The sequence below is a fragment of the Micromonospora sp. NPDC049799 genome, assembly GCF_040656655.1.
Classification (GTDB): Bacteria; Actinomycetota; Actinomycetes; order Mycobacteriales; family Micromonosporaceae; genus Micromonospora.
Genome location: NZ_JBFAMU010000010.1, coordinates 20,941 through 34,776 on the forward strand (window position 1 = coordinate 20,941; position 13,836 = coordinate 34,776).

Sequence of the window (13,836 nt, forward strand, 5' to 3'; positions counted from 1 at the left end):
TCCACTGTGCTCAGTCGTGCAGCTCCGTGCGGTGGATCTCGGCGAACGCCGAGGTCAGGTGCGCCTCGAACGGCCGGCCGGTTGCGGCCAGGAGGTCGGCGACGAGCAGCGGACCGTGCGCGGCGACCGCCGCCGGACCGGGCGGCGCCTCGTCGGCCTCCGGGTCGTACAGGCCGAGGGAACCGGCGAGCAGCACCAGCACCACGTGCGGGTCGACGTCCGCCCGCCACCGCGCCGCGCCGCGCACGCATCGTTCCAGCACCACGCGCACGTCGTCGCCGGCCAGCCCGTCGGGGTGTCCCACCTCCAGCAGCGACCGGACCACCGCGCCGAGGACCAACCCGGACCGGTCGGCCGTCGCGAGCCGGGCGACCGCCACGTCGTACGCCTCGATGTCCTGCTCCCGGGCGGCGGTGACGGCGTCGGTGGCGGCCACCGCGATCTCACGGGCGGGTGCGGGCAGGTGTCGCCAGGTCGTGCTCACCGCGCCAGCATGGCAGACCGGACCGACGCGGAAACGAAGGCGGGCCCCGGAGCGTGACGCTCCGGGGCCCGTCCGTCGACGGTGCCGATCAGGCCACGGGGACCTCGGCGGTGGTGCGGATGCGGTCCAGCGCCGGGGCGGAGACCGGGGAGTTCGCGCCCAGGTACGCCACGAACGCGTCCAGGTCGATCAGGCCGGTGACGGCGTTGGTGCCGCCGCGCAGGACGGCGAAGCCGTCGCCGCCGCCGGCCAGGAAGTTGTTCACCGTGACCCGGTAGGTGGCGTCGGCGGTGACCGCGGTCCCGCCGAGGGTCAGGCTGCCCCGGACCACGCGGGTGCCGGCGCACGGGTCGGCCGCGGTGGCGGTCGTGCCGTTGACGTCCACGGTGTACCGGACGCTGGACGACGGGTACAGGGTACGGCCGGTGACGAACTGCTGCTCCAGCATGCAGTACAGCTGCGCGCCGGTGAGGTCGAGCGTCACCAGGTTATTGGCGAACGGCTGGACCGTGAACGCCTCCTCGTAGGTGACCGGGCCGGCGTCGAGGTCGGCGCGGACACCACCGGGGTTCATGAAGGCGGCCACGGCGTTCTGCTCGTCGTCGGTGGCCGCGAGCTGCGCGTCCGCGATCACGTTGCCCAGCGGGGACTCGCCGGCCTGGGTGCCGAACAGGTTCTCCTGCGTACGGACGAGCGCCTCGGCGGTCGTGCCGACCTGGCGGCCGGCGACCGGGCCGAGGACCTCCTTGTAGCGGTTGATCAGGTCGGTCTGCGCCGGGTCCTTGGCGACGTCCCGGGTGACCACCACGTTCTCGGCGGTGGCAGTGAGCACGTCACCGGTCCGCCCGTCGATCTTCAGGTCGATGTCGGTGATCAGGCGGCCGAACGAGCTGGCGCTGGTGACCAGCTTGTTGTTGACCTCGCAGTTGTACGCCTGGTGGGTGTGTCCGCTCACGACGACGTCGATCGACGGGTCCATCCGGTTGACGACGTCCACGACCGGGCCGGTGAAGTCGACGCAGTCGTTGATGCCGCCGGCGCCGGCCTGGGTGCCGCCCTCGTGCAGCAGCACGACGATGGTCTCCACGCCCTTGGCCCGCAGCTCGGCCGCGTACCGGTTGGCGGTGACCGCCTCGTCGGCGAAGGTCAGCCCGGCGACGCCCTCCTGGCTGACGATCTGCGGCGTGCCCTCCAGGGTCATGCCGATGAAACCGACCTTGACGCCGTCGACCTTGTGGATGGCGTACGGGGCGAGCAGCGGCTCACCGGTCACCGTCTTGAAGGCGTTGGCGGAGAGGTACTGGAAGCCGGCGCCCTCGTACGGGGTGCCGTCGCCGCAGCCGTCGACCGGGTGGCAGCCGCCGTTCTGGATGCGCAGCAGCTCGTCGGCGCCCTCGTCGAACTCGTGGTTGCCGACGCTGGCGTAGTCGAGCCCGGCCAGGGTGAGCGCCTCGATGGTCGGCTCGTCGTGGAACGCCGCGGACAGCAGCGGGGACGCGCCGATCAGGTCGCCGGCGGCGACGGTGATGGTGTTCTTCTTCTGGCTCGCCTCGGCCAGCGCGGCCAGGTGGGTGGCGAGGTACTCGGCGCCGCCGGCCGGCTGGCCGGCGATGGTGCCGCTCGACCCGGTCGGCGGCTCGAGGTTGCCGTGGAAGTCGTTGAGGGCGAGCAGCGTGACGTCGACCGGCTTCGGTCCGGCGTCCGCCTTGTCGGGGGTGGTCGCGACCGCGCCGAAGGCGGCCACGGCGAGCGCGGTCAGGCCGATGGCGGCCCGACGCATCCCGGGGTTGGACATGGATCTCCTCGTGGGAAAACCGGCGCGGGTGGCCGGGCGATGTTCGCGCCGGGCCGGGCCGCGCCGTCGACAGGGTCGGTACGGGGTGGCGACGGTGGGGGACCGTCGCCCGCGTCGGTGACAGCCTCTCATCGCAGGCCGCCGCCCGTCGACCTGAGCAGACCATCAGACCTGCGGATATGTACGGTGGCGGCCATGCGTCGGCCGAATGAGTCGGACATGACTGATTCGTGCCGCCGGTTGCCGACGATCGGTCCTCAGCGGACCCGACACACGGTCAGTAGCCGCAGGTCATCCCGGTCGCGTGGCTGACCTGCACCAGGTGGGTCACACAGCCCCCGCCGTCGATCAGGTGCAGCAGCAGGGCGGTCGGCTCGGCCACCCAGCCGATCCGCTCGTCCTCGGTCATGGTCAGCGAGGCCTGCTTCCACGTGCTCGGCGCGACGGTCAGCACGGTCCCGCCGAAGGCCGTCGTCACCGGCCGGTGCAGGTGGCCGGCGGCGACGCGTACGACATGGCGGTGCCGGCCGATCACCGCGGCGAACGCGTCGGCGTCGGCGAGCCGGACGGCGTCGGCGGCCGGGATGCCGACCGCGACCGGCGGATGGTGCACGAACACGACGGCGGGCACGTCGGGACGGCCGGCCAGCACCCCGTCGAGCCAGGCCAGCTGCTCCTCGTCGAGCCGCCCGCCGTCGGCCCCGGGCACCAGCGAGTCGAGCACCACGACGGTCGCCCCGGGGTGGTCGACGTGGTAGTACGCGGAGAAGCCGCCACCCAGCCAGGGTGTCCCGCCGAAGGCGTCCAGCAGTGACTCCCGGTCGTCGTGGTTGCCGGCGACCAGGTGCACCGGGAGCGGGAACCGGCCGATGATCTCGCGCAGCGCCGCGTACTCGTCGGGGCGCCCGTGGTCGACCAGGTCGCCGGTGACGACGACGCAGTCCGGGCGGGGTTCGAGCGCGAGGACCCGGCCGAGGGCGCGGTGCAGTCCGGCGGCCGGTTCGGCCCCGAGCACGCCGGTGGTCACGTGCGGGTCACTGAGCTGGGCGATGAGCATCGCGCCTCCACGGGCCTGGGGCCTCCACGCTATCGCCGCCGACCGCGCTCCGGGTGCCCCTGGCACGGCATCCGACAACCCACAGGCCCTGTCCACACCCTGTGGATGAAACATGTGTACGAAGGAAGTAGCCGATCTTGGTCGGCGGCCGATCGCGTCCGCGCTGGTTACCCTTGATCGGCGACCCGGTGCCGGCCGGGTGGCCCCCGACCTGGAACGACGTGCCCCGTGGATCATCAGCGAGTCATCCGTGACGTCACGGTCCGCCTACCGATGGCGTCGACCGCCGTCGAGGCGTGCCGGTACGTCGTCACCGCGCTCGCCCGGCACGCCCCGGCCACCATCTCCGTGCTGCTCCAGGTCCACGACCGGCTCCGCTGCGTCGCGGCGACCGGTTCCTGGCAGGTCTTCTCCACCGTGCCGCCGAAGGCCGGGATCGTCGGCCGGGTGTACGCCTCGGGGCTCCCGGCGGTCGTCCCCGACGTCTCGGACGACCCCGACTACCTGCCGGTTCGCCCCGACGTCAGGGCCGAGGTGTGCGTACCGGTCCTGGATCCGGCGGGCCGGCCGATCGGCGTACTGGACCTCCAGTGGTGCGAGCCGGTCGAGCTGGACGCCTGGCGGGACGTCGCCGAGCGGCTGGCCGCCCGCCTGGGCGCCCGGATCGTCGCCCTCGGTGGCCCGCCCGCCGAGAGCCGCAGCGAGAAGCTGCTCCGGCACGCCGCCGCGCTGACGTCCGCCCCGACGGAGTGGGACCTGATGACCGCGGCCATCGCCGCCGCCCGGGACGTGTCGACGCTCTCCGCGGCGGTGCTCGTGCTGGCCGGTCGGGACGCGCCACGGCTCGGCGGGCCCACCGCGACCCCCGGCGAGCTGGAGTCCCGGATCCGGGCCGAGCTGACCGAGGCCGGCCCGACCGTGCTGGGCCGGATGATCAGCCGAGCCCACCGCCACGGCGCCGGCTACACCCTCGGCGAGGCCGGGCACCCGCCCACCGCCGACTATGCGGCGCTGGCCCGTGCCGGCGTACGCACGCTGGTCGCGGTGCCCGTCGGCCCGCCCGACGGCGGCGGTGTGCTGCTGGTCGCCGACGAGCGGCTGCTGCGCCCGGACCCGACGACGGTCAACCTGATGGAACTGCTCGCCGGCCAGGCGTGGGCCGCCCTGGACCTGCTGCGCACCGTGGCCCGGCTGCGCGAGCAGGCCAGCTCCGACCCGCTGACCGGGCTACGGCACACCGGCCCGTTCGGCCAGCGCATCGCGGCGGCCACCCCCGGGCGTACGGCCCTGCTCGCCATCGACGTGGACGGCTTCAAGACCGTCAACGACACGTACGGCCACCAGGCCGGCGACCGGGTGCTGGTCGGCCTGGCCCGGGCCCTGGAGGGGGCGCTGCGGCACGGCGACGAGCTGTACCGGATCGGCGGCGACGAGTTCGTGGCGGTGATCGAGGTGAGCCGCCCCGAGGAGGCGGTCCGCATCGCCGAGCGGCTGGCCGAGGCCGCCCGCCGTACCGGCCGCACCATCAGCGTGGGCGTGGCCCTCCCTCGCCCCGGCGAGTCCCCGGAGCTGACCCTCCGGCGAGCCGACCAGGCCCTATACACGGTCAAACGCCAAGGCCGCGACGGCGTCCGCCTAGCCGCCGCCTAGGTCCGCTCCGCCCCCTCACTCCCCCGCGATCTTGCACTTCGGGTCGCCGTTCTGCGCCGACTGCCCCGTTTCGCGGAGGCAGGAAGTGCAAGATCGGCGCGACGGCCGGGGGTGGGGTGGCGTGGGGGTCAGGAGTGGGTTAGTTCGCGGGCCAGGAGTTCGGCGATCTGGGCCGTGTTGAGGGCGGCGCCCTTGCGGAGGTTGTCGCCGGTCACGAAGAAGTCCAGCGCGCGCGGGTCGTCCAGGGCGCGGCGGATGCGGCCGACCCAGGAGGGGTCGGTGCCCACGGCGTCGATCGGCATGGGGAACTCCCCGGCCACCGGGTCGTCGACCAGGATCACGCCGGGGGCGTTGCGCAGCACCTCGCGGGCGCCCTCGGCATCGACCTCGGTGGCGAAGACGGCGTGCACGGCGATCGAGTGGCCGGTCACCACGGGTACGCGGACGCAGGTGGCGGAGACCTTCAGGTCGGGCAGGCCGAGGATCTTGCGCGACTCGTTGCGCATCTTCATCTCCTCGGACGACCAACCGCCGTCGGCGACCGAGCCGGCCCAGGGCACCACGTTGAGCGCCAGCGGGGCCGGGAAGGGGCCCAACTCGTCGCCGACCGCCTGGCGTACGTCGCCCGGACGGGAGCCGAGCGCCCGGTCTCCGGAGATCTTGGCGAGCTGGGTGTGCAGGGCGTCCACGCCGGCCTGCCCCGCGCCGGACACCGCCTGGTACGACGAGAGCACCAGTTCGCGGAGCCCGTACTCGCGGTGCAGCGGCGCGACCGCGACGATCATCGCGAGGGTGGTGCAGTTGGCGTTGGCGATGATCCCCTTGGGCCGGTTGCGTACCTGCTCGGGGTTGATCTCCGGCACCACGAGCGGGACGTCGCGGTCCATCCGGAAGGCACCGGAGTTGTCCACCGCGACCGCCCCGCGGCGGACCGCGACCGGCGCCCAGCGAGCGGAGACCTCGTCCGGCACGTCGAACATGGCGACGTCGACGCCGTCGAACGCCTCCTCGGTCAACTCCCGGACGGTCAACTCCTCGCCCCGGCAGCGCACCGTGCGGCCCGCCGACCGGGCGGAGGCGAGCAGCCTGATCTCGCCCCACACGTTCTTGCGGGCGGTGAGCAGCTCACACATCACGGTGCCGACGGCACCGGTCGCTCCGACCACGGCCAGGGTGGGCAGCGACGTCACGATGGCTACCGCCCCGTCCCCGCGTACACGACCGCCTCGGTGTCGCCACCGAGGTCGAAGGCGTCGTGGATGGCGCGCACCGCCGCGTCCAGGTCGGTGTCGCGGCAGACCACCGAGACCCGGATCTCCGAGGTGGAGATCATCTCGATGTTGACGCCCGCCGCGCCGAGGGCGGCGAAGAAGCCGGCCGCGACACCGGGGTGCGAGCGCATGCCGGCGCCGATCAGCGACACCTTGCCGACGTGGTCGTCGTAGAGCAGGCCCTTGAACTTGACCGCCTCCTGGATCTTGCTCAGGGCGGCCATGGCGGTCGGACCGTCGGTCTTGGGCAGGGTGAAGGAGATGTCCGTACGACCGGTGCCCTCGGTGGACACGTTCTGCACGATCATGTCGATGTTGATCTCGGCACCGGCCACGGTGTCGAAGATCTTCGCCGCGGCGCCCGGCTCGTCGGGCACGCCGACGATCGTGATCTTGGCTTCGCTGCGGTCGTGGGCGACCCCGGTGATCAGCGCCTGTTCCACGGGAAGGTCCTCCATCGATCCGGTGACCATGGTGCCGGTGTTGGTCGAGTATGACGAACGGACGTGGATCGGCAACCCCGCGCGTCGCGCGTACTCGACGCTGCGCAGGTGCAGCACCTTCGCGCCGCAGGCGGCCAGCTCCAGCATCTCCTCGTAGGTGATGTGCTTGATGTGCCGGGCGTTGGGCACGATCCGGGGATCGGCGCTGAAGATGCCGTCCACGTCGGTGTAGATCTCGCACACGTCCGCGGCGAGCGCGGCGGCGAGGGCCACGGCGGTGGTGTCCGAGCCGCCCCGACCGAGGGTGGTCACGTCCTTGGTGTCCTGGGAGACGCCCTGGAAGCCGGCGACGATGACCACCGCGCCCTCGTCGAGCGCGCCCTTGAGCCGGCCCGGGGTGACGTCGATGATCCGCGCCCGGCCGTGCACCGACGTGGTGATCACGCCGGCCTGCGAGCCGGTGAACGAGCGGGCCTCGTACCCCAGGTTGTGGATCGCCATGGCCAGCAGCGCCATGGAGATCCGCTCCCCGGCGGTGAGCAGCATGTCCAGCTCGCGGCCCGGCGGCAGCGGGCTCACCTGGTTGGCCAGGTCGAGCAGCTCGTCGGTGGTGTCGCCCATCGCGGAGACCACCACCACGACGTCGTCACCGGCCTTGCGCGCGGCGACGATGCGCTCCGCCACCCGCTTGATCCGCTCGGCGTTGGCGACGGAGGACCCGCCGTACTTCTGCACCACGAGTGCCACGACGGTGCACTCCCTCCCGGTGACCCTGAGCGTGCCGACGCCGCCGGATGAGGGCCGGCGGCGCGTGTCAGACGCGTTCAGGGTATCGGGCGGGCCGATCCGGCGGGCCGGGTGATCCCACGATCCGGCCCCGGGGACGGCCGGGGGTGGCGCGGGACACGCCGGAGAGGTCGCGCCGCGCCGCCCCCCACCACGGCACGCGGGTGGCGACAATGTGCGGATGCACGCCCACCTCCGCCCGGCCGGCTCCGCGCCCGCCCCGGCCGCCCCGGCACGGTCGGCCGTCCCGCCGCGCCCGGCCGTCCTGCCGCAGTCGACCGCTCCGGCCGCGACCGGGTCGACGGTCCGGGGGGTGGTCCTCACCCTGGCCCTGCCCCTGATCCTCGTGGCCTGCGGGCCGGACCAGCCGGAGACGGCCCCGGCGACCCCGACACCGGGTACGGCGGAGGTGCCCGCCGGGATGGACGCCGCGCGGGACGAACTGGCCGGCCTCGCGGCAGCGGCGCAGGACCGGCACCTGATCGCCACCTACATCCTGAGCGGTCCGGACGCGCCGGACCGGACGGTCGTGGTGACCAGCGCGAACGACGGCAGCTGGCGGGTCGACGTGCCGGGTGGGGCACTCGGGGGCACGACGGACGTGTCGTTCGCCGCCACCGCCGGGGGTCTGTTCCAGTGCACCCTGCCGTCGGCGACCCGGCCGGAGCCGCCGGCCTGCGTCCGCCTCGGTGACTCCGACGACGCCGTGCCGCGCCGCCTGGACCCCCGGGTGCAGCACCCGTTCACCGACTGGCTGGACGTGCTCACCGACCGGCGGTCCCCGCTCGCGGTGTCGCCCGCGCAGCCGCCCCCGGGTGCGGCCGGCACCTGCTACTCGGTCGAGACCACCTCCGCGTCGATCACGGCGCCCCTGGACCCGGGGATCTACTGCTACGACCCGGACGGCACGCCGACCGCGGTGCGCACCGCCTTCGGCACGCTGCTCCTGGCCGGCACGCCCGCCCCGGCCCCGGCGAGCGTCCAGCTCGCCGGCCCGGTCGTGGAGGCCGAGCCACTGGACCTGGCGTCACCGGAGCCGTCGGTCAGCCCGGAAACGTCCTGAGACCGTTTCCGTTACGGGTGCTCTTGCCCACATTCGGCCCACCCTGCCGGAAGGATCAATCGCCCATACGGGACGCTGCTCTCATGTCTGACCTCACTCCGCTGCTCGCCTTCCGTTGGAGCCCCCGGTCCTTCGACCCCGCCGGGGAGCTGACCCCGGGCGAGGCGCACGTCCTCCTGGAGGCCGCCCGCTGGGCACCGTCGGCGGGGAACGCGCAGCCGTGGCGGTTCGCCCTCGGGCACCGGGACGACGAGACCTGGAAGCGGATCGTGGTCAACCTCCCGCTCCGTGACCAGCGCTGGGCGGGTCGCGCCTCCGCGCTGGTGCTCGCCGCCCACCTCGCGCCGGACGCCGACCCGACCGGCTGCGCCGCGTACGACCTGGGCCAGGCCGTGGCGCACCTGACCGTGCAGGCCACCGCGCTCGGACTGCACGTACGCCAGCTCCGGGACCTCGACCACGACGGCCTCGCGGCCGACCTGGACCTGCCCGCCGACGTGCTGCCGGCGGTGGTGGTGGCCGTCGGCCAGCTCGGTGACCCGCTCAGCCTCCCCGCCGATCTCCTGTCTGGTGAGACCGGCCTGCGACGGCGCCGGCCCGTCCGCGACCTGCTGCTCGCCTGACCGGCTGCGAAGTCCGTCTCAACCTACGGACCTGCCTTCCCACATCCGGCCCCACCACGTAGGGTGACTCTGTCATGTGGCAGGCGTATCTCCTTCTTGGTTGCCGCGACGAGGCCTGACGGCCGGCACCTCGTCGCGGAGTCGAACCGCGCCGCCCAGCACCGTCCCGGACCTTTTCGCTCGGCACCGACGCCGATCTCCGGCACCGACGCCGACCTTCGACGCTGACGTCACATGACCCTCGGGAGCACTCCGCCATGGCTCACCCAGCCGGCACCACCGACGCCGACACCGATCCGATCGCCCGGCAGCGCCCCAGCCGGATGCCGTACCGGCGCTACCTGCCGTACCACCAGCAGTTCCGCATCGACCTGCCGGACCGCGCCTGGCCGACCCGCCGGATCGAGGCGGCGCCCCGCTGGTGTGCGGTCGACCTCCGCGACGGCAACCAGGCGCTCATCGACCCCATGTCGCCCGAGCGCAAGCGACGGATGTTCCAGCTGCTGGTGCAGATGGGCTACAAGGAGATCGAGGTCGGCTTCCCCTCGGCCAGCCAGACGGACTTCGACTTCGTCCGGCAACTGATCGAGCAGGACCTGATCCCGGAGGACGTCACCATCCAGGTGTTGACCCAGTGCCGGGAACACCTGATCGAGCGGACGTTCGAGTCGCTGCGGGGGGCCCACCGGGCGATCGTGCACTTCTACAACTCCACCTCGACACTCCAGCGCCGGGTGGTGTTCGGGCTGGACCGGGACGGCATCACCGACATCGCGACCCAGGGCGCGCGCCTCTGCCGGAAGTACGCGGAGATCCACACCCCGGACACCGACATCTACTACGAGTACTCCCCCGAGTCGTACACGGGCACCGAGCTGGAGTACGCGGTGGAGGTCTGCGCGAAGGTCATCGACGTCATCGACCCCACCCCGGACCGCAAGCTGATCGTCAACCTGCCGGCCACCGTCGAGATGGCCATGCCGAACGTGTACGCCGACTCGATCGAGTGGATGCACCGGCACCTGCCCCGACGGGACAGCCTCGTGCTGAGCCTGCACCCGCACAACGACCGGGGCACCGGGGTGGCCGCCGCCGAGCTGGGCCTGCTGGCCGGCGCCGACCGGATCGAGGGCTGCCTGTTCGGCAACGGCGAGCGCACCGGCAACGTGGACCTGGTGACGCTGGGCCTGAACCTGCTCTCCCAGGGCGTCGACCCGATGATCGACTTTTCGAACATCGACGAGGTCAAGCGCGCCGTCGAGTACTGCAACCAGCTGCCCGTGCACGAGCGCCACCCGTACGCGGGCGACCTCGTCTACACCGCCTTCTCCGGCTCCCACCAGGACGCGATCAAGAAGGGCTTCGACGCCCTGCACGCCGACGCGGCGGCGGCCGGGGTGCCGGTCGACGAGTTCACCTGGGCTGTTCCGTACCTGCCGATCGACCCGAAGGACCTGGGCCGCACCTACGAGGCGGTCATCCGGGTCAACTCGCAGTCCGGCAAGGGCGGCGTCGCGTACATCATGAAGACCGAGCACCAGCTCGACCTGCCGCGCCGCCTCCAGATCGAGTTCTCCGGCGTCGTGCAGCAGGTCACCGACCACGCCGGCGGCGAGGTCGACCCGGGCACCATGTGGGACATCTTCGCCTCGAACTACCTCGTCGACCACCAGGTCGACCCGGCCGTCGTGCTGGTCGACTACACGATCGGCACGGTCGAGGGCAAGGTCGAGATCGACGCCCGGGTCGGTCGCGGCACCGAGCCGACGTCACTGACCGCGGTCGGCAACGGCCCCATCGACGCGTACGTCAACGCGCTGCAGTCGATCGGCGTCGGCGTACGGGTGCTCGACTACCACGAGCACGCGATGTCCTCCGGCGGCGACGCGCAGGCGGCGGCGTACGTGGAGTGCGAGGTCGACGGCCGTACGGTGTGGGGCGTCGGCGTGGACGCCAACATCGTCACCGCCTCCGTCAAGGCGGTCACCAGCGCCGTCAACCGCGCCCACGCCTGAGGTGCAAGGAAGGGCCCCTTCTTAACGCCTGGCGTATAGGAAGGGGCCCTTCTTGACGCCCATCAGGCCGGTACGACCCGCGACGGATCGCCGTCGTCGAGCACGACCGCCTGGGCGACGACGACGCGTTCCCCGTCGAAGGTCATCGCCGGTGAGCCGTACAACCGGTAGCCGTCGGCCAGCGCCTCGCTGATCCGGCGGCAGAAGTCGGCGTCGTCGGTCCCGGTGAGCAGGCGGTACCGGAGTCGGCCAGAAAGATCACTCATCCCTCGACGGTAGATCAGGCGTCCACCGCCTGCCGGGGTGGGCGGTGGATGAGCACGGCGGCCATCACCGCCCCGGCGACCAGCAGCCCGGCGCACCACAGCATCGCTCCCCGGTACGCGTCGGTCAGGTCGGCCTCCTGCTCGTACCCGGTGCCGGAGAGTCCGACCAGCAGCGGCAGCGCGGCCACCGCGAGCAGGCCGCCCGCCCGGGACGCCGCGTTGTTGAACCCGCTCGCCACACCGGCGAACCGGTCCTCCACGGCGGCCAGCACCGAGGCGGTCAGCGGCGCCACCACCAGGGTCAGCCCGGCGCCGAAGAGCAGCACCCCCGGCAGAACGTCCCGCCAGTACGACGCCCCCGGGTCGACCTCGCGCAGCAGGACCAGCCCGAGGGCGGCGACCACCGGTCCGACGGTCAACGGGAGCCGGGGCCCGATGCGTGCCGAGAGGGCACCGGCCCGGGCGGACCCGACCAGCAGCAACACCGTCATCGGCAGCAGCGAGATCCCGGTGAGAAACGCCGACCAGCCGACCACGTTCTGGAGGTAGACGGCGAGGAAGAAGGTGAAGCCACCGAGGGCCGCGTACACGGCCACGGTGAAGATGTTCAGTACCGAGAAGAGCCGGCTGCCGAACAGCCCGGTGGGCAGCATCGCGCTGTCCCCCCGGCGCCGCTCGACCAGCACGAAGACCACCGCACCGATCACACCGACCAGGGCCGCGACCAGCACCGGGGCCGAGTCGAAGCCGCGCGCGGGAGCGTCGATCAGGGCGTACGTGACGCCGGCCAGGGCCACCGCGCCGAGCAGCGCCCCCGCCACGTCGAACCGGCGGCGCCGGCGACCCGGCCCCTCGGTACGCGACGCCTCCTCGTCCCGACTCTCCGGCACCCAGCGCAGGGCGGCGAGGACCACGAGCACGGCCAGCGGCACGTTGAGGAAGAAGATCCACCGCCAGGAGAGCGCGTCGATGAGCAGCCCGCCGACGAAGGGGCCGAGCGCGGTGGACACGCCGGACAGGCCGCTCCAGGCACCGATCGCCCTGGCCCGGTCGTCGGGGTGGAAGCTGGCCTGGAGCACCGACAGCGAACCGGGAGTGAGCAGCGCACCTCCCGCACCCTGGAGGAAGCGGGCCGCGATGAGCTGGTTGGTGTCCTGGGCCAGGCCGCAGAGCAGGGAGGCGAGTGTGAACCAGACCACCCCCAGCAGGAAGATCCGCCGGCGGCCGAACCGGTCGCCGAGCGCCCCACCGAGCAGGACGAAGGCGGCCAGCATCAGCAGGTAGCCGTTGACGGTCCACTGCAGACCGGCCACGGTCGCGCCGAGGTCACGCCCGAGCCGGGGCAGGGCCACGTTCACCACGGTACTGTCGAGGAAGACCATCCCGGAGGCGAGGACCGCCGCCAGCAGGGTTCCCCGTCCGGAGGCGGTGCCCATGCGCAGAGCGGGCGCGGATGGAGCCATGCTCACCAATCTGCCCTGCGCCATATGACAGACGCCACGAAACGCCGAAACCGTGTCCGGGTACTGTGCGGGATCGCCGGGAGCCCGCAAGCTGGAAAGGTGTCGTCTGTGCGTACCAGATCAGGACCGCGTGCCGCGGTGACCGTGGCGCTCGCCGCGGCGCTCGCCCTCGGCGCGGGCGGCTGCGTCCCGGTCGAGGAGCCCGAGCCGACGCCGACGGGCGGCGGCAACGCCGTGCAGATGCTGGAGCAGCTCGCCGTCGCCAAGGCGGGTTCGATGCGGGGCTACAGCCGCGAGAAGTTCCCGCACTGGCGGGACACGGGTAAGAACTGCGACGTCCGCGACACCGTCCTCAAGCGCGACGGCGAGGACATCGAACTGTCCGGCTGCAACGTGGTCGCCGGCCGCTGGGAGAGCGTGTACGACGGGCGCGCCTTCACCGACCCGTCCGACGTGGACATCGACCACATGGTCCCGCTGGCCAACGCGTGGCGTTCGGGTGCCGACGAGTGGGACGACGCGAAGCGGGGCGATTTCGCCAACGACCTGGACCAGCCGCAGCTCATCGCGGTTTCCGCGAGCTCCAACCGGGCAAAGGGTGACCAGGACCCGTCCCAGTGGAAACCGGCGAACCGGTCGTACTGGTGCCAGTACGCCGAGAACTGGGTCACGGTCAAGCACCACTGGCGGCTCACGGTGACGACAGCCGAGAAGGCCGCCCTGACCGAGATGTTGGAGGGCTGCACATGGGCGAGCAAGCCGTGACCGGAGCCGGGGCGACGCCCGCCCCGGAGCAGACGCCGGACGCGGGCGGCGACGACGCGGCCGCCGCGACCGGGAGTCCGCCGTCCCCGGCTAGCGTCGGCGACGTTCGACGAACGGGGGAGGTCCTGGCCGGCGCAGGACCTTTGTCGTCGAGA

12 protein-coding genes are annotated in these 13,836 nt (G+C 72.6%); 5 read left to right on the plus strand and 7 right to left on the minus strand.

Annotation, left to right across the window (positions count from 1 at the left end):
- Positions 1-10: 10 nt before the first annotated feature.
- From AB0I76_RS02275 to AB0I76_RS02285, 3 genes are all read right to left on the minus strand, one after another.
- On the minus strand, positions 11-484 hold the full coding sequence (locus AB0I76_RS02275) for a hypothetical protein (protein WP_357028690.1): 474 nt from the start codon (positions 482-484) through the stop codon (positions 11-13).
- 88 nt (positions 485-572) lie between these two features.
- Positions 573-2,279 (minus strand): bifunctional metallophosphatase/5'-nucleotidase, encoded by a 1,707-nt coding sequence (locus AB0I76_RS02280; protein WP_357028693.1) that lies wholly within the window; start codon positions 2,277-2,279, stop codon positions 573-575.
- A 277-nt stretch (positions 2,280-2,556) separates the two neighbouring features.
- Positions 2,557-3,336, minus strand: a complete 780-nt coding sequence (locus AB0I76_RS02285; RefSeq protein ID WP_357028696.1) for a phosphodiesterase — start codon at positions 3,334-3,336, stop codon at positions 2,557-2,559.
- A gap of 228 nt (positions 3,337-3,564) precedes the next feature.
- Here AB0I76_RS02285 and AB0I76_RS02290 point away from each other — a divergent pair, with 228 nt between their 5' ends.
- A complete protein-coding gene (locus AB0I76_RS02290; RefSeq protein ID WP_357028699.1) occupies positions 3,565-4,986 on the plus strand; it encodes a diguanylate cyclase in 1,422 nt (473 codons plus the stop codon).
- A gap of 128 nt (positions 4,987-5,114) precedes the next feature.
- Here AB0I76_RS02290 and AB0I76_RS02295 read toward each other — a convergent pair whose 3' ends face one another.
- Together AB0I76_RS02295 and AB0I76_RS02300 are read right to left on the minus strand one after the other, a co-directional pair.
- Positions 5,115-6,176 carry an aspartate-semialdehyde dehydrogenase gene (locus AB0I76_RS02295; RefSeq protein WP_357028703.1) on the minus strand — a complete coding sequence of 354 codons (1,062 nt, stop codon included), beginning with the start codon at positions 6,174-6,176 and terminating at the stop codon, positions 5,115-5,117.
- A 5-nt stretch (positions 6,177-6,181) separates the two neighbouring features.
- On the minus strand, positions 6,182-7,447 hold the full coding sequence (locus AB0I76_RS02300; protein ID WP_357028706.1) for an aspartate kinase: 1,266 nt from the start codon (positions 7,445-7,447) through the stop codon (positions 6,182-6,184).
- A 220-nt stretch (positions 7,448-7,667) separates the two neighbouring features.
- Here AB0I76_RS02300 and AB0I76_RS02305 point away from each other — a divergent pair, with 220 nt between their 5' ends.
- From AB0I76_RS02305 to leuA, 3 genes are all read left to right on the plus strand, one after another.
- Positions 7,668-8,549, plus strand: coding sequence for a hypothetical protein (locus AB0I76_RS02305; RefSeq protein ID WP_357028709.1), 882 nt, complete (start codon positions 7,668-7,670; stop codon positions 8,547-8,549).
- A gap of 83 nt (positions 8,550-8,632) precedes the next feature.
- On the plus strand, positions 8,633-9,172 hold the full coding sequence (locus AB0I76_RS02310) for a nitroreductase family protein (RefSeq protein WP_357028712.1): 540 nt from the start codon (positions 8,633-8,635) through the stop codon (positions 9,170-9,172).
- A 257-nt stretch (positions 9,173-9,429) separates the two neighbouring features.
- Positions 9,430-11,187: a 2-isopropylmalate synthase gene (gene leuA / locus AB0I76_RS02315; RefSeq protein WP_357028714.1), complete on the plus strand. Its 1,758-nt coding sequence runs from the start codon at positions 9,430-9,432 to the stop codon at positions 11,185-11,187.
- Between the two features lie 62 nt (positions 11,188-11,249).
- Here the strand turns inward: leuA and AB0I76_RS02320 are convergent, their stop codons facing one another.
- Positions 11,250-11,453, minus strand: coding sequence for a DUF1737 domain-containing protein (locus AB0I76_RS02320; RefSeq protein WP_357028717.1), 204 nt, complete (start codon positions 11,451-11,453; stop codon positions 11,250-11,252).
- Positions 11,454-11,467: 14 nt separating this feature from the next.
- A complete protein-coding gene (locus AB0I76_RS02325) occupies positions 11,468-12,916 on the minus strand; it encodes an MFS transporter (RefSeq protein WP_357028720.1) in 1,449 nt (482 codons plus the stop codon).
- Between the two features lie 108 nt (positions 12,917-13,024).
- Here AB0I76_RS02325 and AB0I76_RS02330 point away from each other — a divergent pair, with 108 nt between their 5' ends.
- Positions 13,025-13,681 (plus strand): HNH endonuclease family protein, encoded by a 657-nt coding sequence (locus tag AB0I76_RS02330; RefSeq protein WP_357028723.1) that lies wholly within the window; start codon positions 13,025-13,027, stop codon positions 13,679-13,681.
- Positions 13,682-13,836: the final 155 nt, after the last annotated feature.

Bases quoted from the DNA above. Each gene is read 5' to 3' on its own strand.
- AB0I76_RS02310 (WP_357028712.1), top strand. From the start codon at position 8,633: ATGTCTGACCTCACTCCGCTGCTCGCCTTCCGTTGGAGCCCCCGGTCC.
- AB0I76_RS02285 (WP_357028696.1), bottom strand. From the start codon at position 3,336: ATGCTCATCGCCCAGCTCAGTGACCCGCACGTGACCACCGGCGTGCTC.
- AB0I76_RS02325 (WP_357028720.1), bottom strand. From the start codon at position 12,916: ATGGCTCCATCCGCGCCCGCTCTGCGCATGGGCACCGCCTCCGGACGG.
- AB0I76_RS02280 (WP_357028693.1), bottom strand. From the start codon at position 2,279: ATGTCCAACCCCGGGATGCGTCGGGCCGCCATCGGCCTGACCGCGCTC.
- AB0I76_RS02305 (WP_357028709.1), top strand. From the start codon at position 7,668: ATGCACGCCCACCTCCGCCCGGCCGGCTCCGCGCCCGCCCCGGCCGCC.
- AB0I76_RS02320 (WP_357028717.1), bottom strand. From the start codon at position 11,453: ATGAGTGATCTTTCTGGCCGACTCCGGTACCGCCTGCTCACCGGGACC.
- leuA (WP_357028714.1), top strand. From the start codon at position 9,430: ATGGCTCACCCAGCCGGCACCACCGACGCCGACACCGATCCGATCGCC.